19 protein-coding genes are annotated in these 23,768 nt (G+C 71.8%); 10 read left to right on the top strand and 9 right to left on the bottom strand.

Annotation, left to right across the window (positions count from 1 at the left end; translation table 11 throughout):
- Positions 1–31 precede the first annotated feature (31 nt).
- Positions 32–1,021 carry an acyltransferase domain-containing protein gene (locus tag ACWCRJ_RS18470; RefSeq protein WP_450940251.1) on the bottom strand — a complete coding sequence of 330 codons (990 nt, stop codon included), beginning with the start codon at positions 1,019–1,021 and terminating at the stop codon, positions 32–34.
- Positions 1,022–1,131: 110 nt separating this feature from the next.
- Here ACWCRJ_RS18470 and ACWCRJ_RS18475 point away from each other — a divergent pair, with 110 nt between their 5' ends.
- Positions 1,132–1,398 (top strand): DUF6343 family protein, encoded by a 267-nt coding sequence (locus ACWCRJ_RS18475; protein WP_450940252.1) that lies wholly within the window; start codon positions 1,132–1,134, stop codon positions 1,396–1,398.
- A 46-nt stretch (positions 1,399–1,444) separates the two neighbouring features.
- Here the strand turns inward: ACWCRJ_RS18475 and ACWCRJ_RS18480 are convergent, their stop codons facing one another.
- From ACWCRJ_RS18480 to rpsA, 4 genes are all read right to left on the bottom strand, one after another.
- The gene (locus ACWCRJ_RS18480; RefSeq protein WP_450940253.1) at positions 1,445–1,825 is read right to left on the bottom strand and encodes a tetratricopeptide repeat protein; all 381 of its coding nucleotides are present in this window, start codon (positions 1,823–1,825) and stop codon (positions 1,445–1,447) included.
- Positions 1,826–1,874: 49 nt separating this feature from the next.
- Positions 1,875–2,504 carry a dephospho-CoA kinase gene (gene coaE / locus ACWCRJ_RS18485; RefSeq protein ID WP_450940254.1) on the bottom strand — a complete coding sequence of 210 codons (630 nt, stop codon included), beginning with the start codon at positions 2,502–2,504 and terminating at the stop codon, positions 1,875–1,877.
- A gap of 45 nt (positions 2,505–2,549) precedes the next feature.
- Positions 2,550–3,488: a PAC2 family protein gene (locus ACWCRJ_RS18490; protein WP_450940255.1), complete on the bottom strand. Its 939-nt coding sequence runs from the start codon at positions 3,486–3,488 to the stop codon at positions 2,550–2,552.
- Positions 3,489–3,823: 335 nt separating this feature from the next.
- Positions 3,824–5,323, bottom strand: coding sequence for a 30S ribosomal protein S1 (gene rpsA, locus ACWCRJ_RS18495; protein WP_450940256.1), 1,500 nt, complete (start codon positions 5,321–5,323; stop codon positions 3,824–3,826).
- 314 nt (positions 5,324–5,637) lie between these two features.
- Between rpsA and ACWCRJ_RS18500 the strand changes: the two genes are divergently transcribed.
- Both ACWCRJ_RS18500 and hrpB read left to right on the top strand, forming a co-directional pair.
- The gene (locus tag ACWCRJ_RS18500; RefSeq protein WP_450940257.1) at positions 5,638–6,564 is read left to right on the top strand and encodes a class I SAM-dependent methyltransferase; all 927 of its coding nucleotides are present in this window, start codon (positions 5,638–5,640) and stop codon (positions 6,562–6,564) included.
- A gap of 106 nt (positions 6,565–6,670) precedes the next feature.
- Entirely contained in the window at positions 6,671–9,199 is a 2,529-nt protein-coding gene (gene hrpB / locus ACWCRJ_RS18505; RefSeq protein ID WP_450940258.1) for an ATP-dependent helicase HrpB, read from the top strand.
- Here hrpB and ACWCRJ_RS18510 read toward each other — a convergent pair.
- From ACWCRJ_RS18510 to ACWCRJ_RS18520, 3 genes are all read right to left on the bottom strand, one after another.
- Entirely contained in the window at positions 9,189–10,181 is a 993-nt protein-coding gene (locus ACWCRJ_RS18510; RefSeq protein ID WP_450940259.1) for a DUF3068 domain-containing protein, read from the bottom strand. The genes hrpB and ACWCRJ_RS18510 overlap by 11 nt on opposite strands.
- A gap of 54 nt (positions 10,182–10,235) precedes the next feature.
- Positions 10,236–10,370 (bottom strand): SPW_0924 family protein, encoded by a 135-nt coding sequence (locus ACWCRJ_RS18515; RefSeq protein WP_005478043.1) that lies wholly within the window; start codon positions 10,368–10,370, stop codon positions 10,236–10,238.
- Between the two features lie 162 nt (positions 10,371–10,532).
- Positions 10,533–12,311 (bottom strand): lytic transglycosylase domain-containing protein, encoded by a 1,779-nt coding sequence (locus ACWCRJ_RS18520; RefSeq protein ID WP_450940260.1) that lies wholly within the window; start codon positions 12,309–12,311, stop codon positions 10,533–10,535.
- Positions 12,312–12,709: 398 nt separating this feature from the next.
- On the opposite strand from ACWCRJ_RS18520, the gene ACWCRJ_RS18525 reads away from it, so the two are divergent.
- Positions 12,710–13,561 (top strand): DUF4184 family protein, encoded by an 852-nt coding sequence (locus ACWCRJ_RS18525; protein WP_450940261.1) that lies wholly within the window; start codon positions 12,710–12,712, stop codon positions 13,559–13,561.
- Positions 13,562–14,145: 584 nt separating this feature from the next.
- Here the strand turns inward: ACWCRJ_RS18525 and polA are convergent.
- Positions 14,146–16,872, bottom strand: coding sequence for a DNA polymerase I (polA, locus tag ACWCRJ_RS18530; protein ID WP_450940262.1), 2,727 nt, complete (start codon positions 16,870–16,872; stop codon positions 14,146–14,148).
- 362 nt (positions 16,873–17,234) lie between these two features.
- Here polA and ACWCRJ_RS18535 point away from each other — a divergent pair, with 362 nt between their 5' ends.
- The 6 genes from ACWCRJ_RS18535 (at position 17,235) to ACWCRJ_RS18560 (ending at position 23,765) form a co-directional block, all read left to right on the top strand.
- Positions 17,235–19,538, top strand: a complete 2,304-nt coding sequence (locus ACWCRJ_RS18535) for an FdhF/YdeP family oxidoreductase (RefSeq protein WP_450940263.1) — start codon at positions 17,235–17,237, stop codon at positions 19,536–19,538.
- A 65-nt stretch (positions 19,539–19,603) separates the two neighbouring features.
- Entirely contained in the window at positions 19,604–20,092 is a 489-nt protein-coding gene (locus tag ACWCRJ_RS18540) for a PaaI family thioesterase (protein WP_450940264.1), read from the top strand.
- An 81-nt stretch (positions 20,093–20,173) separates the two neighbouring features.
- A complete protein-coding gene (locus ACWCRJ_RS18545; protein ID WP_450940265.1) occupies positions 20,174–20,578 on the top strand; it encodes a hypothetical protein in 405 nt (134 codons plus the stop codon).
- Positions 20,575–21,210 (top strand): Tat pathway signal sequence domain protein, encoded by a 636-nt coding sequence (locus tag ACWCRJ_RS18550; RefSeq protein WP_450940266.1) that lies wholly within the window; start codon positions 20,575–20,577, stop codon positions 21,208–21,210. Before ACWCRJ_RS18545 ends, ACWCRJ_RS18550 begins: the two co-directional genes overlap by 4 nt.
- A gap of 280 nt (positions 21,211–21,490) precedes the next feature.
- On the top strand, positions 21,491–22,720 hold the full coding sequence (locus ACWCRJ_RS18555; protein ID WP_450940267.1) for a branched-chain amino acid ABC transporter substrate-binding protein: 1,230 nt from the start codon (positions 21,491–21,493) through the stop codon (positions 22,718–22,720).
- Between the two features lie 112 nt (positions 22,721–22,832).
- On the top strand, positions 22,833–23,765 hold the full coding sequence (locus ACWCRJ_RS18560; RefSeq protein WP_450940268.1) for a branched-chain amino acid ABC transporter permease: 933 nt from the start codon (positions 22,833–22,835) through the stop codon (positions 23,763–23,765).
- Positions 23,766–23,768: the final 3 nt, after the last annotated feature.

Consider the following 23,768-nt stretch of genomic DNA (forward strand, 5'->3'; position numbering starts at 1 on the left):
GGGTCGTCGTGCCCGTCCCGCCGGTCGGGCCTCACCACGCGAACCAGCCGTGCCCGCTGTACCAGTGCCCGCCCGCGCGCAGGTGATCGGCCACGGCCCGTTCGAGGCGCGTTCGGCGGGGCAGTGTCTCCACCGGCAGGTCCGGGTCCCCGAAGACGAAGCGGACCGGCAGGTCGTCCTCGGGTTCGCCGGTGCCGCAGGAGACCCGGAACCGCTCCTGGAAGCGGACGATGTTGGCGTCCGCCGGCAGGTACCGCTTCAGCTGGGGGTCCAGCAGCCAGGAGTGGCAGCAGCCCGCCGTATAGCGCTCCTGGGGGAAGTGCCGGGCGAAGAAGTCGCGGGCGGACGCCAGCGAGCGGTCGCACGCCTGGGGTGTCAGGGGTCCCGCGTAGTCGGGTATGTGCAGGTCGAGGCAGGGCTCCCCGGGCCCCAGCGGCAGGCCCGCCGCCGCCAGGGCGACACCCTCCCGTCCGCTCACGCGGGAGCGCTGGAACTGCAGCCGGCCGAGCTGGAACAGCTCCCCGTGGAAGTGCAGCGAGTACCAGCCCGGCGCGCCGAGCCCGCCCACGCCGTACCGCCGGCGGTGCAGCACCAGCCCGCGGCCGAGGTCCGCGAGGGTGCGCCGGGAGATGTCGTCGGGGATGCCGCGCTCGCGGTGGTGGGCGCGCACGTACGGCAGGGCCGCGACGAAGACGTAGACGTGGAAGTAGCGGCCGAGCGGGCCCGACTCCAGGGGCAGCGGCAGGAGTCTCGGGCCCTTGCCGATCTTCCCCATGTCGCGCACGAGACCGTCGGCACACCGTTCGAACAGCCAGGTCGCCCCCTCGTCGGCGGCCAGTGCGCCGCGGAGCGCGACGAGGTCGTTGATGTCCTCGTAGGGCACGGCGAGGTCCACCAGCACGTCCGGCAGCTCGTCGGCCTCCGGCAGCCGGGGCCGTGTCGCCGGGGGGCTCCCGTCCGCCTCCAGGTCCTTCAGCCAGTCGGCGAGCCTTGCGTCCGCCCGCACCGCGTCCAGCAACACCGTCGTCTCCCCCGTCGCACCGCATCGGTCTCCTGGAGAACGTACGGGGCGGGGAGTACGTTTCCGAGTAGGACGAGGCAGGAGACGACAGGGAACGGAGCGGCGATCCGATGCGTACCGGCAGTGAACCGACGACCGCGCGCAGTCCCCTGCGGATCCGGCTCTGGCTGAGCGTGTGGGGGCTGATCTGGGCGATCGCCGGGACGACGGCCTTCGCTCTGGCCGGCCGTCCCGGCTGGGCAGCCGCCTGCGGGGTGTTGTGGCTGATCGTCACCGTCGACCTGACCATGGTCCTGCGCCACATCCGCCAGGGCCCGCACTACCAGCCGGGCCGGGACGTCCCGCCGTACGAACCACCGCGCACGCCTCGCCCGTAGGCATGCGCCCCGGAGGGCACGGGGACGCGCGCGGGGCTTGCGGCCGTCAGGAGTCGAAGCGTGCCGCTTCCAGGTACTGCGGGTTGGGGTCGAGGGCCGCGGCGAGCCGGAAGTGACGCTTGGCCTCGTCGTCGCGCGACTGGCGCTGATAGGTGCGGGCGAGGGCGAAGTGCGCGAACGCGTTGTCCGGCTCGCGCTCCAGGACGATGGTGAACTCCAGCTCGGCGGGCCGCAGTTGGGCCGCCGCGAAGAAGGCGCGGGCGCGCAGCAGCCGGGCCGCCGTGTTCTCGGGATGCTCGGCTATGACTTTGTCGAGCAGCTTGACCGCACCCCGCGGATCGCGCGCGGCGAGCAGGTGTTCGGCGGCGCGGAAGTCGATGACGTGCGTCTCCGGGGTACGTCCGGTGGAACCGCTGGTCTCGGGCACGGCTGAGTCCTTCCCTTGCTGCACCGGTCCAACGCGCCCGCGGACCCGGCTATTCCAGTGTGCGTTCGGATCGTTGCCGGGCCGCGTGGGCCCGCCGGGTGAGATCCGCCCAGACCTCCCGCACCCGCTGCCGGAGGTCCTCCAGCGGTACGTCGTTGTCGATGACGATGTCCGCGATCTCCAGACGCTTCTCGCGGGCCGCCTGGGCGGCCATGCGCGCGCGTGCGTCCTCCTCCGTCATGCCGCGCAGGCGCAGCAGACGGTCGAGCTGGGTCTCGGGGGCCACGTCCACGACGACGACCAGGTCGTACAGCGGGGCGAGGCCGTTCTCGGTGAGCAGGGGGACGTCGTGGACGACGACGGAGTCCTCGGCGGCGGACTCCTCCAGCTCTCTGGAGCGGGCGCCGACCAGGGGGTGCACGATCGCGTTCAGCGCGGCGAGCTTCTCGGGGTCGGCGAAGACGAGGGAGCCCAGCCTGGGCCGGTCCAGGCCGCCGTCCGGCGCGAGCACGCCCTCGCCGAAGGTCTCGACGACCGCCGCGAGCCCGGCAGTGCCCGGGGCGACGACCTCGCGCGCGATGCGGTCCGCGTCGATCAGCACGGCGCCGTGCTCCACGAGCAGCCGCGACACCTCGCTCTTGCCGGCGCCGATACCGCCGGTGAGACCCACTTTCAGCATGCCCGGCAGCTTAGGCCCTGCCGCGGCGGGCGGGCGGGGCGGGGCTCAGCCCTCGCCCTCCCGCTCGGCCAGGAACTTCTCGAACTCGCGCCCGATCTCGTCGGCGGAGGGGATGTCGACGGGCTCGGCGAGCATGTTGCCCCGTGTCTCGGCGCCCGCGGCCGCGTCGTACTGGTGCTCCAGGCCCTGGACGAGGGCGACCAGTTCCTCGTCACCCTCCCGGATCTGCCGGTCGATCTCCGTCTGCGTGCGGTGGGCCTCCGTGCGCAGGGCGTGCGCGACCGAGGGCAGCACCAGGCCGGTGGCGGCCGTGACGGCCTCCAGGACGGTCAGGGCCGCGTCCGGGTAGGGCGAGCGGGCGATGTAGTGCGGTACGTGCGCGGCGACACCCAGCACGTCGTGTCCGGCCTCCATGAGGCGGTACTCGACGAGGGCCTCGGCGCTGCCGGGCACCTGGGCCTCCTCGAAGGGGCTGCGGTGGCCGGGGACCAGCTCCGCCCGGTTGCCGTGCGGCGTGAGGCCGACCGGGCGGGTGTGCGGCACGCCCATGGGGATGCCGTGGAAGTTCACCGAGAGGCGTACGCCGAGGCGCTCCACGATCTGCTGGACGGCGGCCGCGAAACGTTCCCACTCCACGTCCGGCTCGGGGCCGGACAGCAGCAGGAAGGGGGCACCGGTGGCATCCTGGACGAGCCGTACCTCCAGGGCCGGCTCCTCGTACTCGGTCCAGCGGTCGCGCTTGAACGTCAGCAGCGGGCGGCGGGCCCGGTAGTCCACGAGCCGGTCGTGGTCGAAGCGCGCCACGACCTGGTGGGGAGCCGAGCCGAGGAGCCGTTCGACGATCTGGTCGCCCGTCTCACCCGCGTCGATATATCCGTCGAAGTGGTAGAGCATGACAAGTCCCGCCGATTCCTGGGCGAGTGCCATGTCGACGACGGCCAGGCCCTTCGGCTCCCATGCGTACAAACCCTGCGGATCAAGCACTGTGACCGCTCCTCCTCGTGTTCCTACTGCACAACGCGGACCGGGGGCGGGGCATTCCCGTCGACCGTTCCACGTGTGCGGGCGCGCCGCTACGGCCGTGGCACGCGCGCGTGGAGCACGGTCGCGCCTGCGCCGCGGAGTTGAGCACCCGCGCAGGCCGCGGCCCCCGGTGCGCGCGCCCCGGCGTCGACTCCGCGTCCCGGCCGCCCGTCGCGGTGCCCCGGCGGGCAACTCCCGGACGGGGCGGTGCACATACACCCCCGGACGCACTTCGGGCCCGCATCCTGGTGGATGCGGGCCCGAGGTGTTATCGGCTAGTGCTCAGCCGTCTGCGTTCAGCTCTGGCCTCCGGCCAGCTTCTCGCGCAGGGCGGCCAGGGCCTCGTCCGAAGCGAGGGCACCGGAGGTGTCCGCACCCTCGGAGGAGTACGACGAGCCACCACCCGCGGCCGGAGCCGCACCCGCGGCGTCGCCGCCCTCGGCGGCAGCGGCCTCGTCGGCCTCGCGGGACTTGATGACCTGGGCCTGGTGCTGCTCGAAGCGCTGCTGCGCCTCGGCGTACTGGCCCTCCCACACCTCACGCTGGGACTCGAAGCCCTCGAGCCAGTCGTTGGTCTCGGGGTCGAAGCCCTCGGGGTAGATGTAGTTGCCCTGGTCGTCGTAGGACGCGGCCATGCCGTACAGGGTCGGGTCGAACTCGACCGAGGCCGGGTCGGCACCGAAGGACTCGTTGGCCTGCTTCAGCGAGAGGCTGATGCGACGGCGCTCGAGGTCGATGTCGATGACCTTGACGAAGATCTCGTCGTTGACCTGGACGACCTGCTCCGGGATCTCCACGTGGCGCTCGGCCAGCTCGGAGATGTGGACCAGACCCTCGATGCCCTCGTCCACGCGGACGAACGCACCGAACGGAACCAGCTTCGTGACCTTGCCGGGCACGACCTGGCCGATCTGGTGGGTCCGGGCGAACTGCTGCCACGGGTCTTCCTGGGTCGCCTTCAGCGACAGGGAGACGCGCTCGCGGTCCATGTCGACGTCGAGGACCTCGACCGTGACCTCCTGGCCGACCTCGACGACCTCGGAGGGGTGGTCGATGTGCTTCCAGGACAGCTCGGAGACGTGGACCAGACCGTCGACGCCACCCAGGTCCACGAAGGCACCGAAGTTGACGATCGAGGAGACCACGCCGGAGCGGACCTGACCCTTCTGGAGGGTCGTGAGGAACGTCTGACGGACCTCGGACTGGGTCTGCTCCAGCCAGGCACGGCGGGACAGGACCACGTTGTTGCGGTTCTTGTCCAGCTCGATGATCTTCGCCTCGAGCTCCTTGCCCACGTAGGGCTGGAGGTCGCGGACACGGCGCATCTCGACGAGGGAGGCCGGCAGGAAGCCACGGAGGCCGATGTCGAGGATGAGACCACCCTTGACGACCTCGATGACGGTACCGGTGACGATGCCGTCCTCTTCCTTGATCTTCTCGATGGTGCCCCAGGCGCGCTCGTACTGGGCGCGCTTCTTCGAGAGGATCAGGCGGCCTTCCTTGTCCTCCTTCTGGAGAACAAGGGCTTCGATCTCGTCGCCGACCTTGACGACCTCGTTGGGGTCGACGTCGTGCTTGATCGAGAGCTCGCGGCTCGGGATGACACCTTCGGTCTTGTAACCGATGTCGAGCAGGACCTCGTCCCGGTCGACCTTCACGATGACGCCGTCGACGATGTCGCCGTCGTTGAAGTACTTGATCGTCTCGTCGATCGCGGCGAGGAAGGCTTCCTCGTTACCGATGTCGTTGACCGCTACCTGCGGGGTGGTAGAGGTGGTCTCGGTGCTGCTCGTCATGTGGGAAAGGGCTCCGGTACGGACAGTGAGTCGTAGGTACTGCTACGCCGGGAGCCCGTATCGCTCTGAAGAAGCCGGACAGCCTAGGAAGCGCCACTTGCGAAATCCGGTGGCGCCTCGACAACCGAGGGGACATACGACAGATGCGAGCGCAGCCTGCTACGTCTGAGGTGCGCAGGCCCGCAGCGCAACTTGTAGCATACGGGGGCAGCCAGGCAGGGTCAATGCGCGAAGGCGCACACCCGGGGCGGAACGCCGCATACCCGGCACAAAACCTGTCCCGTGAGGCCACGCAGGCCTGGGAGACCCCATTCGTGACACCACCGGAGCGGGTCGCGCCACGCAGGTTACGGAAGAGTACGACGAGGGAGCCGATCATCCAAGAGCCTGAAGTCCACGAGCCCGCCGAGGTACGCGGGGCACCCGGGGCCCCCGGCGCACCGGAGGCCGACGAAGCGGAGGCCACCCGGCGCGAGGCCGGTGTGACGGAGAGTTCCCGGGCCAACCGGGGCTGGTGGGACCGCAACGCCGACGAGTACCAGATCGAGCACGGCACCTTCCTCGGCGACGACCGCTTCGTGTGGGGCCCGGAGGGGCTCGACGAGGTGGAGGCGGAGCTGCTGGGGCCGTCCGAGGAGCTGAAGGGCAAGGACGTCCTGGAGATCGGGGCCGGCGCCGCGCAGTGCGCGCGCTGGCTGGCCGCCCAGGGCGCCCGTCCGGTGGCCCTGGACCTCTCCCACCGCCAGCTCCAGCACGCCCTGCGCATCGGCGGATCGTTCCCGCTGGTGTGCGCCGACGCCGGCGACCTGCCCTTCGCGGACGGCTCCTTCGACCTGGCGTGCTCGGCGTACGGGGCGCTGCCCTTCGTCGCCGACCCGGTGCGGGTGCTGCGGGAGGTCCGTCGTGTCCTGCGTCCCGGGGGCCGTTTCGTCTTCTCGGTGACCCATCCGATCCGCTGGGCGTTCCCCGACGAGCCCGGCCCGGAGGGCCTGTCCGTCTCCGGCTCCTACTTCGACCGCACTCCGTACGTGGAGCAGGACGAGGAGGGCCGGGCGGTGTACGTCGAGCACCACCGCACGATCGGCGACCGCGTCCGGGACGTCGTGGCGGCGGACTTCCGGCTGGTGGACCTGGTCGAGCCGGAGTGGCCCGCCTGGAACACCTCCGAGTGGGGCGGCTGGTCGCCGCTGCGCGGCAACCTGATCCCGGGGTCGGCGATCTTCGTGTGCGAGCGGGACTGAGCGGGAGCGGGTCCGGCGGGTTCCGCGTACCTCTTCCCGCGCGTGCGAGCGGGAAAGAGGCACGCGCGCGTGGAGGACGTTTCCGGGGGCGTACGACACTGGGGGCGTGATCCGTTACGACGCCCTGGACGCACTGCCCGTGCGCACCGCCCTGCCCGCGCTGGACGACGCCCTGGAGGGGCACGGCGCGGCCGTCCTCGTCGCGCCGCCCGGGACCGGCAAGACGACGCTGGTGCCCCTGGCGCTGGCGGGGCTGCTGGACGGCGGCCCGGTGCGGCGGGTGGTCGTCGCCGAGCCGCGGCGGATCGCGGCGCGGGCAGCGGCGCGGCGGATGGCGTGGCTGCTGGGCGAGAAGGTCGGCGCGAGCGTCGGCTACACCGTGCGCGGCGAGCGGGTCGTCGGGCCACGCGCGCGCGTGGAGGTCGTCACGACGGGTGTCCTGCTGCAACGGCTGCAGCGGGACCAGGAGCTGCCGGGCGTCGACGTCGTGGTGCTCGACGAGTGCCATGAGCGGCATCTGGACGCGGACACGGCGGCGGCGTTCCTGCTCGACGTCCGCGAGGCGCTGCGGCCCGGGCTGCGGCTGGTGGCGGCGTCGGCGACGACCGACGCGCAGGGCTGGGCACGGCTGCTGGGCGGGGCGCCGGTGGTCGCGGCGCAGGGCGTCTCGTACCCGGTCGAGGTGGTGTGGGCGCCGCCGCCGCGTCCGGTACGGCCCCCGCACGGGATGCGGGTGGACCCGGCGGCGCTGACGCATGTGGCGTCGGTGGTGCGGCGGGCGCTGGCCGAGCGGGCGGGGGACGTGCTCTGTTTCCTGCCCGGGGTGGGTGAGATCGCGCGGGTGGCCGGACAGTTGGCGGGTCTCGCAGACGTGGAGGTGCTCCAGGTGCACGGGCGGGCACCGGCGGCCGTGCAGGACGCGGTGCTGACGGGCGGGGAGGGGCGCCGGGTGGTCCTGGCGACCTCGGTGGCCGAGTCCTCGCTGACGGTGCCCGGGGTGCGGGTGGTCGTCGACTCCGGGCTCGCGCGGGAGCCGCGTGTCGACCACGCGCGCGGGATCGGCACGCTGACGACGGTGCGGGCCTCGCGGGCGGCCGGACGGCAGCGGGCCGGACGGGCCGGACGTGAGGCGCCCGGCGCGGTCTACCGGTGCTGGGCCGAGGCCGAGGACGGCCGCCTGCCGGGTTTCCCTTCGCCGGAGATCAAGGTGGCCGACCTGACCGCGTTCGCCCTCCAGGCGGCCTGCTGGGGCGATCCGGACGCCTCCGGGCTCGCGCTTCTGGACCCGCCTCCGAGCGGGGCGATGGCGGCGGCCCGCGACGTCCTCTCCGCGATCGGCGCGGTCTCCCCCACCGGGCACGCCACGGACCGGGGCGCACGCATGGCCCGGCTCGGCCTGCACCCCCGGCTGGCGCGTGCGCTCCTGGACGCGACGCCGTTGGTGGGGGCGGAGCGGGCCGCCGAGGTCGTCGCGCTGCTGAGCGAGGAGCCCCCGCGGGAGTACGGCGACGATCTCACCGCCGCGCTGCGGACCGCCCGGCGCGGGGGTGACGCCTATGCGGCTCGCTGGCGCACGGAGGTACGGCGGCTTCGGGCCGCGTCGCAGCCCGCGTCGGAGCCCTCGTCGAAGCGGGCGTCCGCGACGCGGGACGCCGGCGCCGGAGATGAGCGGGGGGTGGGGGTCGTGGCGGCGCTGGCGTTTCCGGAGCGGGTGGCGCGGGAGGACAGGGGCGGCTATCTGATGGTCTCCGGGACCCGGGCCGAGGTGGGCGAGGGGTCCGGGTTGCGCGGGGCGCCCTGGATCGCCGTGGCCGTCGCCGACCGGGCGGTGGGTGCGGGGCACGCGCGCGTGCGGCTCGGGGCGGCCGTCGACGAGGGGATCGCCCGGGAGGCGGCCGGGAGTCTGTACGGCCGGGGCGAGGAGGTGGCGTGGCGGGACGGGGACGTCGTGGCCCGGCGGGTGGAGCGGCTGGGGGCCGTGGAGCTGGCGGTGCGGCCGTTGCGGGAGGCGGCCTTGGGGCTCGTACGGGAGGCGTTGCTGGAGGGGCTGCGGGCCGAGGGGTTCGGGCTGCTGCGGTGGTCGCAGGACGGCACCCGGCTGCGGGAGCGGCTGGCCTTTCTGCACGGGCGGCTCGGCGCGCCCTGGCCGGATGTCTCCGACGACGCTCTGCACGCGCGCGTGGAGGAGTGGCTGGAGCCCGAGCTGGGGCGGGCCCGGCGGCGGGCGGACCTCGGGCGGATCGACGCCGGGGAGGCGCTGAAGCGGTTGCTGCCGTGGGCCACGGGGGACGCGGTACGGCTGGAGGAACTGGCGCCCGAACGGATCGAGGTGCCGAGCGGGTCCCGGATCCGGGTCGACTACGCGCGGCCCGAGCAGCCGGTGCTGGCGGTGAAGCTGCAGGAGATGTTCGGGCTGCGGGAGTCGCCCGTCCTGGCCGGGGTGCCGGTGCTGGTGCATCTGCTGTCCCCCGCCGGGCGGCCCGCCGCCGTCACCGCCGATCTCGCCTCCTTCTGGAAGGACGGGTACCGGGCCGTACGGGCGGAGTTGCGGGGCCGCTACCCCAGGCATCCGTGGCCGGAGGACCCGGCGACGGCCGAGCCCACCCGGTACACCAACGCGCGGCTCAGGCGTTGACCGGCTCGGGCGCCGGAGGCCTGCTGGACGCGGCCGCGCCGGGCCGTCGGCCGCGGGCCTCGACCCAGAGGGAGAGGGCGAGGAGCCCGATACCGAGGGCGAGGAAGCCCCAGGGCAGGTAGGACGTCATGAGCAGGACGAGCAGGCGCTGGGATTTCACCAGGCCGACCGTGTGCTCGATGTAGTCCTCGCGCATCTTCACGTGCCCGGCGAAGGCGGTCACCTTCTCGCGGTCGCCCAGGAGGGTGCCGCCGCGGAGTTCCTCCTTGTGGATCTCCTCGCCGTAGACGGGGGCGCCGGTCACGGGTTCCACCCAGAACTTGCGGACCGTGGTGTACCAGCGGGTCGTGCCCGTCCCGGCGACCGTCTCGCGGGTGATGCCCTTCACGGGCATGACCCGCGGGAAGGACACCTCGGTCCAGGGGATGGTCTGCTCGAAGTAGTAGACCTCGACGCCCCGGAAGTCCTGGGTGCCCTTGTAGTGGATGGGGGCGGTGATCCGGGCCTGGGCATCGAAGTACTCGTAGTCCCTCTTCTCCGTGAGGAAGGGCCATTTGAATTCCAGACCCTCCCGTTTCACGGGGTCGCCGTCGACCATCTCGCCCTTGGCGTGCACGGGTTCCTGGGTGTGGGCGTCGAAGATGTAGCGCTCGGGGATCCGGGAGACCATTTCCCCGTCCGGGCCCTGGACGTAGGACAGGCCGTCCCAGACGACGACGTCCCGGTCGGTGTCCTTCTCGATGGCCTCGGACGCCTCCACGTCGCCCTTGAGGGTCTGCACGATGGTGACCTTCGGGACCGTGCGGGCGGTCATCGTGGCGTAGTCGAGGAGGGTGGCGTCCTTCGCCTCCAGGACCATGTCCTGGTACTGGTTCGCCGGGATCTTGGCCAGGTGCGGGAAGGCGTACCAGCGCACCAGTGGGGACAGGGCGGTGAAGAACACGGCGAGCGCGAGCAGGATCAGGCCGGCCCTACGGCGCATCTCGGCCTCCCTCCCGGACGGTTGTGGGCGTGCGGCCGCCCTCGGCTGGTGCGGCTACGGATGTGCGGGGACCGTCGTCAGCAACGGCTTCGGTGAGGTCTCGCCCGTCGGTGAGCCGAGCACCGTGATCGTGAACACCAGGGCGAAGGCGAGGGCCAGACCGGTCGCGGCGGCGATCAGGGCGCGCATACGGACCTCCCGACTACGGGACTCACGACGGAAACTGATAGTTCGTCAGATCCGGCACGGTAGCAACGGCCGGGCGAGATGAGAACACGTCGCACACACAACGGCGTCGGCGGCGCCCCTCGGGAGAGGGACGCCGCCATGGCCGTACGCGGTGGGTGCGGGTCAGGACGCGCCGGGGCTCGGCGTCGCGGGCTCGTCCGATCCGGTCGGCCCGTCCGATCCGGTCGGCTCGGCCGTGTCGGCGGGCGCCTCCACCTTCAGTTCGAGGGTGAGGGTCGCACCGCCCTCGGTCTGGATGCGGAGCAGGAACGTGCCGGTGGCGTCGTCCGCGGACAGCTTCGGGAGCGTGAGGACACCGCCCGCGTCGCTCTCCAGGGCGAAGGTGCGCACGGGCTTGCCGTCCGCGTCCTCGAAGTAGGGGCCCTTGTCGTTCTCGGTGGCGTCGAGGAGCGAGGTGACGAGGGTCGCCGTGGCCGCGACCTTGTCCGCGATCTCGCCCCGATAGGTGGCCTTCACCTCGATCCGCTCCGCGAACTCGCCGCCCGGGACGCAGGTCAGCGCGGTGGTGCCGACGCGGGCGAGGGCGTCGGCCCGGCGGGCGGTGACGGTGGCCTTGTGGTCCAGGGCGGCCACGGTGCGGCCCACGACGGTGGTGCGGATCGTGAGGTCGCCGGTCTTCTCACCGGCCACGAGCGCGGGCGCGGTGGCCTTGCCCGTGCTGTCGGTAAGGACGGTCGCGACCTTCTCGCCGCCGGTGAAGGTGGTGTCCGTGGCGCCGACGACGGTGAAGCGGACCCGCACCTTCGCCACGGCCTTGCCCGCCTTGGTCTCCGTGCGGGCGGCGAGCTTGCCGGTGAAGGTGTCGCCGGCCGTCGCGGTGAGGCTCGCCGCGCCCGCGTTCTCCAGGTGGTGCACCGAGTCGGTGGGCGTCCCCGGCGGCGTGGGCGGGTTGGTGGTCGGCGGCGGCGGGGTGGGGCCGCTGCCCGGAGCGCTCGGGGTCTCCTTGGGCGGCTTCGGCGGTGTGGGCTTGGGGCTCGGCGTGGAGCCACCGTTGCCGTTGCCGTTGCCGTTGCCGTTGTTGCCGCCGGTGCCGGTGTTGTTGCCGGGGCCGCTCGGCGTCTGGGGCAGGGAGCCGGTGCCGTCCGGGATCTCGTGGGTGCCCTTGCGGTAGTGCGCCAGCCACGACATGACGGTGTTGTAGTACTCCGTCGAGTTGTTGTAGCTGAGGATCGCGCTGCGCAGGTTCGCGTCGTTCGACAGGTCCCAGTCGAAGCGGCACAGGTAGTGGCCGGCCGCGAGGGCGGCGTCGTAGACGTTGTTGGGGTCCTTGGCGCCGTCGCCGTTGCCGTCGCGGCCCGCCCACTCCCAGGTGGAGGGGATGAACTGCATGGGGCCGACCGCGCGGTCGTGCGTGCTGTCGTCGTCGTACGCGCCGTTGTCGGTGTCGCTGATGTTGGCGAAGCCGTTGCCGTTGAGCGGGGGGCCGAGGATCTTCTTGCCGATCGTGGTGCCCTCGGCGTCGACACGGCCGCCACCGGCCTGACCGGACTCCACCTTGCCGATGGCGGCGAGGAGTTCCCAGGGCAGGTTGCAGCCGGGCTTGGACTCGCGCAGGGAGGCCTCGGCCTTCTTGTACGCGTCGAGGACGGTCGCGGGTATGCCGCTCTCGGAGGCGCCGGTCGTGCCCGGGGCGCCGCCCGGACCCGTGGTCGGGGTGGGGCTGTCGAGGGGCGGCAGGTCCGTGTAGTACCGCGAGTTGCCCGAAGCGGTCTCGTCGGCCTGGGTGCTCATCTCCGGCGAGGGCGAGCCCGCGGTCTGTCTGCCCGCACCGTCGGTGGTCACGCCCGGGGCCTGGGAGGCGGCGAGCGCCGCCACCGTGGCCGCGGCCAGGGCGGTCGTGGCCGCCCCCTTGCGGAGCCTCAAACCGAACTGCGCCGCCATTGAGCGAACCCCTCCCCGGTGGTCGAACGCGTCAACGTTCATTCCGCTTACTGCCGTGTATTACCGCTTCTTGACGTCTCGGGCGTTTTTCCGGTTTCGGCGAACCGGCTTTCCCGCACAGGTACACCGACTCCGGAGTTCCGGTCTTGGTTGCCCTGTCCCGGCATTCCTTTTCCAGAACTCCGGCGGCCAACCCACCGACCGGGGCGACGACCCAGGCGACCCTACGACAACTCGCGTCGCCCGGACACCCGTTCGCGCCCGATATTCACCGATTGGCCATATCGATTCACTGTCGCGCGGGCGCCCTTCGGACGCGCGGGGACAGGTCACGCATACTGGCCACCGGTCATCGCCGGGCCGACACGTCCGGCCAAAGTCCGTCACAGGGGGACGACTTGCCCTTCACGCTCAGCCACGCGGCCGCCGTGCTGCCCGCCCTGCGGGCGAACGGGACCGGGCGCGGGCCCCTGGTGCCGTCGGTCCTCGTCGCCGGTTCGCTCGCGCCGGACATGACCTACTACGTGGCGAGCGTGCTGCCACAGGCCATGGAGTTCGGGGACGTCACGCACTCCTTCGCCGGGGTGTTCACCGTCGACGTCCTCGTCACCTGGGCGCTGGCCGGGCTGTGGCTGTTGCTCCGGGAGCCGCTGGTCGCCCTGCTGCCGAGGGGGCGGCAGGGGCGGGTGGCCGCACTGGTGCGCTGCGGGGCGGGAACGCGGCCGTTCAGCCTCTCGCTGGCCCTGTGGTGGTACGTCTGCGCCGCCTTCGGCTCGCTGACCCATGTCGTATGGGACGCGTTCACGCATCTCGACCGGTGGGGGATGCGGCTGCTGCCCGTCCTCGGCGAGGAGATCGCGGGCTCGCCGCTCTACTGGTACCTCCAGTACGGCGGCTCCGCCGTCGCGGCGGTCGTGATCGCCGTCTTCGTCGTGGTGGCCCTGCGCCGGCAGCCCGCGGTCGAACCCGTGGGCGTGCCCGTGCTCTCCGCGGCCGACCGGTGGGTGGCGGGCGCCGTCATCGGGGGCTGCGCGCTGGTCGCGGCCGTGCAGCGGGTGGCCCGCTGGTGGGCGCACTGGGGGTCGGTCGCCAAGCCGTACGAGGTGATCCCGACCGTGTGCTTCGGGGCGGGCGCCGGGCTCGTGGCCGGCGTGCTCCTCTACGGCGTCGGCGTCAGGGCGCGGCGCCCGGCTCCCGCCGCTGCGGCGCCCGCGGTGGACGCGGAGGCGGACAGCTCGGTCCGCCGCTGACCGCCGGGCGGCGGCGGGCCGGGGCGCCGCTGGGGAAGCGGGGCCTGGCGGCGCGGGCCGCGTACGGGGGGACGTGTCCGAGGAGGGCCGCCAGGGGGTGGGTCAGCGGCCAGGGGTAGAGGCTGTGCGGCCGCCGGACGCGTGGGCGGGCCCAGGGGGCCCGGGTGAGGCGGGTTCGCACCCCTGACAGGCGGGTGGCAGCTGTCGCTGTACGGCGGCGGAGCGTGCGTATGCCCATGCGGGCATCCTTACGGCTGGGCGCTGCCGGGGGCGTCCTGGTGTGGGCCGGACGGGTGATCACCAGGGCGGTTCTTGGGTGCGGGTTCCGTCGGCGGGTGCGGGCCTGCCGGTGCGGGTTCCGACGAGGAGTGCGGGCCCGCCGGTGCGGGTTCCGACGAGGAGTGCGGGCCCGCCGGTGCGGGTTCCGTCGGCGGGTGCAGGCCCAGTGGGGGCTGGTTCCGTCGGCGGGTGCAGGCCCGGTGGGGGCTGGTCGCGCAGTTTCCCGCGCCGCTGGAAGGCAGGGGCTGGGGCCCCGCGCCTTCCATCGGCGCGGGGCCCCGCCTCCGAAGCCCGGCCGTGGTCGGTCAGTGGGCCGCCGACTCCCAGTCCGGGCCGTGGCCCACCGAGACGTCCAGCGGGGCCCTCAGGTGGACCGCGTCGGCCATCTCGTGGCGCAGGAGCTGCTCGACGCGGTCGCGTTCGCCGGGGGCGATCTCCAGGACGATTTCGTCGTGTACCTGCAGGAGCATGCGGGAGGCGAGACCGGCCTCGTCCAGGGCGCGGCCGACGTTCAGCATGGCGATCTTGACGATGTCGGCGGCGGTGCCCTGGATCGGCGCGTTGAGGGCCATCCGCTCGGCGGCCTCGCGACGCTGGCGGTTGTCGCTGTTGAGGTCGGGCAGATACCGCCGGCGCCCGAACAGCGTCGCCGTGTACCCCGTCGCCCGCGCCTCGTCCACGACCCGGCGCAGATAGTCCCGTACGCCGCCGAAGCGCTCGAAGTACGCGTCGATCAGGGCGCGCGCCTCACCCGCCTCGATGTTCAGCTGCTGGGAGAGGCCGAACGCGGACAGGCCGTAGGCCAGGCCGTACGACATCGCCTTGATCTTGCGGCGCATCTCCGCGTCCACCGCCGACTGCTCCACCCCGAAGACGCGCGCGGCCGCCGTGGTGTGCAGGTCCTCGCCGGAGGTGAACGCCTCGATCAGGCCCTCGTCCTCGGAGAGATGCGCCATCACCCGCAGTTCGATCTGGCTGTAGTCCGCCGTCATCAGCGACTCGTAGCCCTCGCCGACGACGAAGCCGCGACGGATGGCACGGCCCTCGTCGGTGCGGACCGGGACGTTCTGGAGGTTGGGGTCCGTGGAGGACAGGCGGCCCGTGGCGGCGACCGTCTGGCTGAAGCTCGTGTGGATCCGGCCGTCCGCGGCGATCGTCTTGATCAGGCCCTCGACCGTGACGCGCAGCTTCGCCTGCTCGCGGTGGCGGAGCATGATGACCGGCAGCTCGTTGTCCGTCTGGCCGGCGAGCCAGGCCAGGGCGTCCGCGTCCGTGGTGTAGCCCGTCTTCGTCCGCTTGGTCTTGGGCAGGCCCAGCTCGCCGAAGAGGACTTCCTGGAGCTGCTTGGGCGAGCCCAGGTTGAACTCGTGCCCCGCCGCCGCGTGCGCCTCCTTCACCGCCTGCTGCACAGCGCCCGCGAACATCTGCTCCATGGCCTCCAGGTGGGCCCGGTCCGCCGCGATGCCGTGGCGTTCCATCCGGGCCAGGAGCGCGGAGGTGGGCAGCTCCACGTCCCGCAGGAGGTCGACCGCGCCGACCTCCTCCAGACGCTCGCCGAACGCCACGCCGAGGTCGAGGATCGCGCGGGCCTGCACCATCAGCGCGTCGGCCTCGGCGCCCTCGTCCGCCCCGAAGGCCAGCTGGCCGTCGGCCGTGGCGGCCGGGGCCAGCTCGCGGCCCAGGTACTCCAAAGTGAGCGCGTCCAGGTCGAAGGAACGGCGGCCCGGCTTGACGAGGTACGCGGCGAGGGCGGTGTCCATGCCGACGCCCTCGACGGTCCAGCCGTGCTCGGCGAAGACCCGCATCGCGGCCTTGGCGTTGTGGAACACCTTCGGCTTCGCGGTGTCGGCCAGCCAGGCCGCCCACGCGGTCTCGTCCGCCTCGTCCAGTTCGGTCGGGTCGAACCAGGCGGCCGCTCCCCCGGCCGCGGCGAGCGCGATCTCGGCCACCGAGCCCGCGCCGAGCGCCCAGGTGTCGACCGTGGCGACGCCGAGGATCTCCGTGCCGTGCTCGGCGAGCCAGGGGGCCACCTCGCCGGAGCCGAGGACCGTGCCGTCCACCTCGACGCCGGGGGCGGCCGGCTGACCGGCCTCCGCCTCCTCGGCGCCCGGGTCGACGGCCAGCAGACGCTCGCGCAGCGACGGGTTGCGGATCTCCAGGGTGTCCAGGACCATCGCGACGGCCTTGCGGTCGTACGCGGCGCGCTCCAGGTCGGCGACGCCCTTGGGCAGTTCGACGGTGCGCACCATCTCGGTGAGGCGGCGGTTGAGCTTGACGGCCTCCAGGTGGTCGCGGAGGTTCTGCCCGGCCTTGCCCTTGACCTCCTCGACGCGCTCGACGAGATCCGCGAACGAACCGAACTGGTTGATCCACTTCGCGGCGGTCTTCTCGCCGACGCCGGGGATGCCGGGGAGGTTGTCGGACGGGTCGCCGCGCAGGGCCGCGAAGTCCGGGTACTGGGCCGGGGTGAGGCCGTACTTCTCGAACACCTTCTCCGGGGTGAACCGGGTCAGCTCCGAGACACCCTTCGTCGGGTAGAGCACGGTGGTGTGGTCGCTGACGAGCTGGAACGAGTCACGGTCACCGGTGACGATGAGGACCTCGAAGCCCTCCGCCTCGGCCTGGGTGGCGAGGGTGGCGATGATGTCGTCCGCCTCGAAGCCGTCGACGGCGAAGCGGACGGCGTGCATCGCGTCGAGCAGCTCACCGAGCAGTTCGACCTGGCCCTTGAACTCGTCCGGCGTCTTCGAGCGGTTCGCCTTGTACTCGGTGAACTCCTCGGAGCGCCAGGTCTTGCGGGAGACGTCGAACGCGACCGCGAAGTGGGTGGGGGCCTCGTCGCGCAGCGTGTTCGCCAGCATCGACGCGAAGCCGTAGATCGCGTTGGTCGGCTGGCCCGTCGCCGTCGTGAAGTTCTCCGCGGGCAGCGCGAAGAACGCGCGATAGGCCAGCGAGTGCCCGTCCATGAGCATGAGCCGCGGACGGCTGCCGCCGGGGGTGCTGTCGGTCTTCTTCGATCCAGTCTCTGCCACGGACCCGATCCTGCCACGTGCCACTGACAGCCGGACCCCAGGGACGTGACGGGGGGCCGCTCCGGGCGAGGACGACCGGTTCGGCGCGGGGGATGTGGCCGGTTGCGCACTGCGGGCCGGCGGCCGACCCCCGCCCTCGGCACCGCGGAGGAAGGGGCGGGACGACCCCGTGCGCCGCGTACTCGCAGCCGTACGCCCACACGCGCTTACACCCCTTCCCCGGCCGACCTCGGCCCCTCCCGGTCTCTCACACCGGCCGGCCCCGACCACCCCACCGCCCCGTTCACCGGCGCTTACACGTGCGAGGATCGGAGGCGTAGCCTCACGCCCGAACAGCACGCGCATGCGAATGGGGAGCAGCCATGGCCGGCAAGGCGCCGAAGAGTGATCCGGTTCAGGACGCGCCGCAGGTCGCGGAGCCCAAGCATGCCGCGGCGGGCCTGCCGGCGATCGGGCACACGTTGCGGATCGCGCAACAGCAGATGGGTGTGAAGCGGACCGCGCTGACGCTGCTGCGGGTCAACCAGAAGGACGGCTTCGACTGCCCGGGCTGCGCCTGGCCGGAGCCGGACCACCGGCACGCCGCGGAGTTCTGCGAGAACGGCGCCAAGGCCGTCGCCGAGGAGGCGACGCTGCGCCGGGTCACGCCCGAGTTCTTCGCGGCCCACACCGTGGCCGACCTCGCCACGCGCAGTGGTTACTGGCTCGGCCAGCAGGGGCGGCTCACCCACCCCATGTACCTGCCCGAGGGCGGCGACCGGTACGAGCCGGTGTCCTGGGAGCGCGCCTTCGACATCGTCGCCGAGGAACTGAAGGCCCTCGCCTCTCCCGACGAGGCCCTCTTCTACACCTCGGGCCGCACGAGCAACGAGGCCGCGTTCCTGTATCAGCTCTTCGCCCGCGAGTTCGGCACGAACAACCTGCCGGACTGCTCCAACATGTGCCACGAGTCGTCGGGCTCCGCGCTGTCCGAGACCATCGGCGTCGGCAAGGGCAGCGTCCTGCTGGAGGACCTCTACAAGGCCGATCTGATCATCGTGGCCGGGCAGAACCCGGGGACGAACCACCCCCGGATGCTCTCCGCGCTGGAGAAGGCCAAGGCCAACGGCGCGAAGATCATCACCGTCAACCCGCTGCCCGAGGCCGGTCTGGAGCGGTTCAAGAACCCGCAGACCCCCCAGGGCATGCTCAAGGGCGCCGCCCTCACCGACCTGTTCCTGCAGATCCGCATCGGCGGCGACCAGGCCCTGTTCCGCCTCCTCAACAAGCTGATCCTGGCTGAGCACGACAGTGCCTCCGGCACGGGCTCGGGCGCGGTCGACGAGGAGTTCGTCGCCGGGCACACCCACGGCTTCGAGGAGTTCGCCGAGGCCGCCCGCGCCGCCGACTGGGACGAGACGCTCACCGCGACCGGCCTGTCGCGCGAGAAGATCGACGAGGCGCTGCGCATGGTCCTCGCCTCGAAGCGGACCATCGTCTGCTGGGCCATGGGCCTCACCCAGCACAAGCACTCGGTGCCGACCATCCGCGAGGTGGTCAACTTCCTTCTGCTGCGCGGCAACATCGGCCGCCCCGGCGCGGGCGTCTGCCCGGTGCGCGGCCACTCCAACGTGCAGGGCGACCGCACGATGGGCATCTTCGAACGGCCCGCCCCGGCCTTCCTGGACGCCCTGGAGAGGGAGTTCGGCTTCGCCCCGCCCCGCGAGCACGGCTACGACGTCGTACGGGCCATCAGGGCCATGCGCGACGACAAGGCGAAGGTCTTCTTCGCCATGGGCGGCAACTTCGTCTCGGCCTCCCCCGACACCGAGGTCACGGAGGCGGCCATGCGCCGCGCCCGGCTCACCGTGCACGTGTCGACGAAGCTGAACCGCTCGCACGCGGTCACGGGCGCGCGGGCCCTGATCCTGCCCACCCTCGGCCGCACCGAGCGCGATCTCCAGGGCGGCGGCGAGCAGTTCGTGACCGTCGAGGACTCCATGGGCATGGTGCACGCCTCGCGCGGCCGGCTGGAGCCCGCGAGCGGGCAGCTGCTGTCCGAGACGGCCATCGTCTGCCGGCTGGCCCGCCGGGTGCTCGGCGAGGACAGCCGTACGCCGTGGGAGGAGTTCGAGAAGGACTACGCGACGATCCGCGACCGCATCGCGCGCGTGGTGCCCGGTTTCGAAAACTTCAACGCGCGCGTGGCCGACCCCGCCGGCTTCGCCCTCCCGCACGCCCCGCGCGACGAGCGGCGCTTCCCCACCGCCACCGGCAAGGCCAACTTCACGGCCGCGCCCGTGGAGTACCCGCGGCTGCCGGAGGGCCGCCTCCTGCTGCAGACGCTGCGCTCGCACGACCAGTACAACACCACGATCTACGGCCTGGACGACCGCTACCGGGGGATCAGGAACGGCCGCCGGGTCGTGCTGGTCAACCCCGAGGACGCGCGGGCGCTGAAGCTCGCGGACGGCTCGTACGTGGATCTGGTGAGCGAGTGGCGGGACGGCGTGGAGCGTCGGGCCGACGGCTTCCGGGTGGTGCACTATCCGACGGCCCGCGGCTGCGCGGCCGCCTACTACCCGGAGACCAACGTCCTGGTTCCGCTGGACGCCACCGCCGACACCAGCAACACCCCGGCCAGCAAGTCCGTCGTGATCCGTCTGGAACAATCGTCGACCGACTGAGCGTTTGCTCAGGTGCCGGCACCCGACCGCCGGCGGCACTTTCGATCGAGGACGGACGGAGCCCCATGGGCGAGCAGCACCACGCGAAGTTCCCGCAAGAGGTCATCGACGAGTACGCGGCCCTCGGCATCGACCTGGTGGCGATGTTCTCCGCGGGACATCTGGGCACGCGGATGGGCGTGCGGATCGTGGAGGCCTCCGCGGACCGGGTCGTCGGCACGATGCCCGTGGAGGGCAACACCCAGCCGTACGGCCTGCTGCACGGCGGCGCGTCCGCCGTGCTGGCGGAGACGCTCGGATCGGTCGGCTCCATGCTGCACGCCGGCAGCTCCAAGATCGCCGTGGGCGTCGACCTGAACTGCACCCACCACCGGGGCGTGCGGTCCGGGCTGGTGACCGGCGTCGCCACCCCGCTGCACCGGGGGCGCTCGACGGCCACGTACGAGATCGTCGTCAGCGACGAGGCCGGCAAGCGGGTCTGCACGGCCCGCCTGACCTGCCTGCTGCGTGACGCCCCGGCGGCCCCGGGCGAGCGGGCGGGGACGTCCGGCTGATGCGTGCGGACGGGGGCCGGGCCGGGGCGGGAGCCTTATCGCCTCTGGTCCCGCACGGCGCTCAGGCCCTAGCGTCGGGGCATGGCAACGGCAAGAGCACCCTGGCCGCGCGTGGCGCTCGGGCTCGCAGTGCTGACCGGCGTCCTGGCCACCGGGTGCGCGGCGCCGGACACCACGGGCGGACCGGCGTCCGCGCGGGGCGGCGGCTCGCCCTCCCCGTCGGCCACCCCGCGCGAGGAGCTGTGCGCGAAGATCGTGTCGTACTGGTCGCGGCAGGTGCTCGACAGCGGCACCTACGGGGACTACCAGTCCATGGGGCTCTCGAACGGGCAGTACGAGATCCTGCGGGGGGTCGTGGACGCGGCACGGGCCGAGCAGCGGCGCACGGGCCCGAGGGCCGCCGACCGGCTGATCGACCGGCGGGCCCGGACGGACTGCGAGACCTGGTACCGCTCGGGCGGGCCCGGCGAGGGACCCTGGCGGTGAGCGGGGTCGGCCCCGTGGAGCCGGGCGAGGGCACCTGGGACGGCTCCGAGGCGGACATCGCGCGCGTGCCCGATCCTCCCCGCGGACGGTACGCGCAGGCGTACGCCCGTCATCGACGTGCCGTGCTCACGGTGGCGACGGTCCTCGCCGTGCTCACGGGCGGCGGCTACCTGTACGCCACCCGCCCCGAGCCCGCACCGCCGCCCGAGCCCGCGGCCCCGCCCTACCCCTCCCAGGCGGTCGGCGTCAGCTATCTGGGCCGGGTGACCCCGCCCGCCGGATCCCCGCGCACGAGCTTCCGCTTCGAGGTGGAGCTGCGCGTGCTGTCCGGCCCCCCGGTCACCGTCGAGCGGATGACCCAGCCCTACGCGGGGCTCTCCCTGCGAACGGATCCGCGCACTCCGGTACGGATCGGGACGGACCGGTCCCGAAGCATCGCCGTCACCATGCGCGTCACCGAATGCCGGAAAGCGCCCGAGAACCCCGGGCTTCCTTTCCTGGACGTAACTCTACGTAATACGCGCGCAATAGAAGCGCACAGTTTCATGCTGGGCGAGCGCTACGCACGGGACCTCTCCGACGCCCTCCAGGTCGCCTGTGGCAACGATTCCGCGTCAGCACCAAAAACTTGAACACTCCTGAACCTACCCGCGTCGACCCTGCATGTTCTCACCATGTGGACAGGGCGAATCGGCCTGAATTCCGCACTTCCACCCACTGAGTACCGCTCTGCATTACCTCGTGTCATAACAAGAGCGTCACAGCCTTGGTCAGACTCTCCTACACATTCCCTACACCCGCTTAGAGTCACGGCCAGTCACCGCGCCACCGGAATCGAAGTCACGTCTTCGGCCCAGCGCTCGACTCGGCCCCTTTCAAACAGGAAGGGCCGTGCCAGGGAAAGGACTGATCGTGCGTCAACGTTCGCTCATAGCCATCACCGCCGCGCTGGCGGCGGGAGCACTCACTCTCACCGCCTGCGGTTCGCGCGACGACGGCAAAAGCGGCTCGGACACCGGCAGTGGCACCACTGTCGTCATCGGCGTCGACGCCCCGCTGACCGGTGACCTGTCCGCGCTGGGTCTCGGCATCAAGAACTCCGTGGACCTGGCCGCCAAGACGGCCAACAAGGACAAGTACGTCGAGGGCGTCACCTTCAAGATCGAGGCCCTCGACGACCAGGCGCAGCCCTCCTCGGGCCAGCAGAACGCCACCAAGCTCGTCGCCGACAAGAACGTCCTCGGTGTCGTCGGCCCGCTGAACTCGTCCGTCGCCGAGTCCATGCAGAAGGTCTTCGACGACGCCAAGCTCGTCGAGGTCTCCCCGGCCAACACCAACCCGGCCCTGACCCAGGGCCCGGACTGGCAGAAGAGCAAGGTCCGCCCGTACAAGTCGTACTTCCGCACCGCGACCACGGACGCCATCCAGGGCCCGTTCGCCGCGCAGTACGTCTTCAAGGACGCGAAGAAGAAGAAGGTCTTCGTCATCGACGACAAGAAGACCTACGGCGCCGGCCTGGCCGCCACCTTCTCCGCGGAGTTCAAGAAGCTCGGCGGCAAGGTCGTCGGCACCGAGCACATCGACCCCGAGACCAAGGACTTCTCCGCGGTCGCCACCAAGGTCAAGTCCTCCGGCGCCGACGTCGTCTACTACGGCGGCGAGTACCCCCAGGCCGGCCCGCTCAGCAAGCAGATCAAGGCCGCGGGCGCCAAGGTCCCCGTCGTCGGCGGTGACGGCATCTACAGCGCCGACTTCATCAAGCTGGCCGGCGCCAGCGGCACCGGCGACCTCGCCACCTCCGTCGGCGCCCCCGTCGAGGAACTCGCCTCCGCCAAGGAGTTCGTCGCCAACTACAAGACCGCCGGATACAAGGAGGCCTACGAGGCCTACGGCGGCTACTCCTACGACTCGGCCTGGGCCATCATCGAGGCCGTCAAGAAGGTCGTCGAGGACAACAACGGCAAGCTCCCGGACGACGCCCGCGCCAAGGTCACCGAGGCCGTGCAGAACGTCTCCTTCGACGGCGTGACCGGCAAGGTCTCCTTCGACGAGTACGGCGACGCCACCAACAAGCAGCTCACCGTGTACTCCGTCGAGGGCGGCGAGTGGAAGGCCGTCAAGTCCGGCACCTACTCCGGCTGACCCTCACCCACACCCATCCCTGAGCCGCGCGGGGCGCCGCACCACTGGCGCCCCGCGCGGACTCGCATCCGGTCACATCCCTCGATATATCCGAAGTCTCGGAGGACATGCGGTGAACGAACTGCCGCAGCAGCTGGTCAACGGCCTGCTACTGGGATCCATGTACGGGCTGGTCGCCATCGGCTACACGATGGTCTATGGCATCGTCCAGCTCATCAACTTCGCCCACGGTGAGATCTTCATGGTGGGCGGATTCGGCGCCCTCACCATGTACCTGTACGTGCTGCCCGACGGCACGTCCATGTGGGTGGCACTGCCCCTCATGCTCATAGGCGGCGTACTCGTCGCCGTGCTCGTCGCGGTCGGCGCCGAACGATTCGCCTACCGCCCCCTGCGCACAGCACCACGCCTCGCGCCCCTCATCACCGCCATCGGCCTCTCCCTCGCCCTCCAGCAGGCGGTATGGGCCTGGTACCCCAACGCCCGGTCCGCGATCACCTTCCCCCAGATCGAGGGCGGCCCCTTCCAGATCGGCAGCGTCACCATCCAGACCGGTGACATCTTCCTGCTGCTCGCCGCCCCCATCAGCATGGCGATCCTCGCCTACTTCGTCATGAAGACCCGCACCGGCCGCGGCATGCAGGCCACCGCGCAGGACCCCGACACCGCCAAGCTCATGGGCATCAACACCGACCGCATCATCGTGGTCGCCTTCGCCCTCGGCGCCGCCTTCGCCGCCGTCGGCTCCGTCGCCTACGGCCTCAAGTACGGCGAAGTCCAGTTCCGCATGGGCTTCATCCTCGGCCTCAAGGCGTTCACCGCGGCCGTCCTCGGCGGCATCGGCAACATCTACGGCGCCATGCTCGGCGGCCTGGTCCTCGGCGTCGCCGAAGCCCTCTCCACCGCCTACATCTCCGACATCCCCGGGATGGACCAGTTCGGCAGCCAGTCCTGGGCCAACGTCTGGGCGTTCGTACTCCTCATCCTCGTCCTCCTCGTCAGGCCACAGGGCCTGCTCGGCGAGCGCGTGTCGGACAGGGCGTGACAC

This window comes from Streptomyces sp. NPDC002324 (assembly GCF_053593335.1).